Below are 1,420 nucleotides of genomic sequence, written 5' to 3'. Positions count from 1 at the left end.
AATCAGTGACATGAATCACGATAAGACTAACTTTGTGGCTTTAGACAGTAAAATGTCATCACAGCAACGCAAAACGGCGTTACAGTTGTTCTCAAATAAGAAAGTTAACTTATTGTTAACGACCGATGTAGCTGCTCGTGGAATGGATATTAATGATGTTAATATGATTGTTAACTATATGATTCCGCGTGACAACAGTGAGTATGTTCACCGTTCTGGCCGTACTGGACGTATGGGCAAGAGTGGTAACGTGATTACTTTTGGTAATAACCATGATATGCGAAATCTTCAAGATATGGTTGATGTAGAAATTACAAAGACTTATGTTGATCATGAAGGTAAACTTTCTAAGAAACAGGTCTTTGATAAGAAGAAGCGTCCGGTTAATAAGAGTAGCAAACCTGCTGTTAAACCTAAGAAACGTTTACGTGATCAAAAGAATAAGGGTAAACGTAATTTTAATAAGAAATAGATGCCGTCTCCGCAACAAAGAAAACTGGGCTGGAACGTAGTGGGCAAGACTTGGAGCCTCTTGGCTTTGCCAACAGTCTTCAAGCTCGGCCTTCTACTAACCTCACTTCGTGAGCTAAGTAGAATTTCACTACTGAGCCCATCGGCTTTGTTGTTCCAGACTAGTATCTATTCTGTTAGTAGTTTAATCTTAGATATAAAAAAAGAAGAACGGTGTTTACTAATTAGTTTCAGATATCTAAAATATCTGAATCTCTTAATAAACGCTGTTCTTTTTTGATTAAAACCTCAAAATTAAAACTAAAAGACATAGTAGGGAGTAAAAAATCTGTGAGCCCTCAGTGGTGAAATTCTACTTAGCTTGCGTAGCAAGGTTAGTAGAAGACCGAGCTTGGAGACAATTGCGAATTTCAATTGGCTTCAAGTCGTGTCCACCACGTTCCAGTGGCTCACAGATTTTTTTACGGACGACGCATCCTTCAATCTATCTATTATTTACCCAATGCTTTAACAATCTCTGGCTCAATCTTTTCTGGCTTTGTTATTGGTGCAAAGCGTTCAATCACCTGACCATCGCGCCCAACCAAAAATTTAGTAAAATTCCATTTGATTCGACCATGACCGACTGAATCTTTCAAATAAGTAAACAATGGATCTTCATTTTCTCCATTGACGCTAACACGTTTAGTCATTGGGAAAGTCACTCCATAATGCATCTGACAATAATCACTAGTTTCTTTATCATCATCTAATTCTTGATGGAATTGATTGGAAGGTAAACCTAAGACTTCAAAGCCTTGATCGTGATATTTCTTATAAAGTTCTTCCAGACCAGTTAATTGTGGAGCAAATCCGCATTTACTGGCAGTATTAACAAACAAAACAACTTTACCTTGGTAATCTTTGAAATCAATTGTAAAACCATTCATTTCTGTTTCTGAGAAATCAT

At 37.0% G+C, this 1,420-nt stretch carries 2 protein-coding genes; one reads left to right on the top strand and one right to left on the bottom strand.

What is annotated here, in order from left to right; genetic code table 11:
- Positions 1 to 472, top strand: a 472-nt coding sequence (locus FHL06_RS13005) for a C-terminal helicase domain-containing protein (protein WP_192917997.1), incomplete at its 5' end; no start/stop codon positions are given.
- Positions 473 to 962: 490 nt separating this feature from the next.
- Here the strand turns inward: FHL06_RS13005 and FHL06_RS13000 are convergent.
- Positions 963 to 1,420 (bottom strand): glutathione peroxidase (locus FHL06_RS13000; protein WP_272950472.1); only part of this gene is annotated, 458 nt, incomplete at its 5' end.

This window comes from Companilactobacillus halodurans, from assembly GCF_009600985.1.
Classification (GTDB): Bacteria; Bacillota; Bacilli; order Lactobacillales; family Lactobacillaceae; genus Companilactobacillus; species Companilactobacillus halodurans.
Note: the sequence above shows the minus strand (reverse complement) of the source record. Positions and strands in the feature narration are given on the sequence as shown.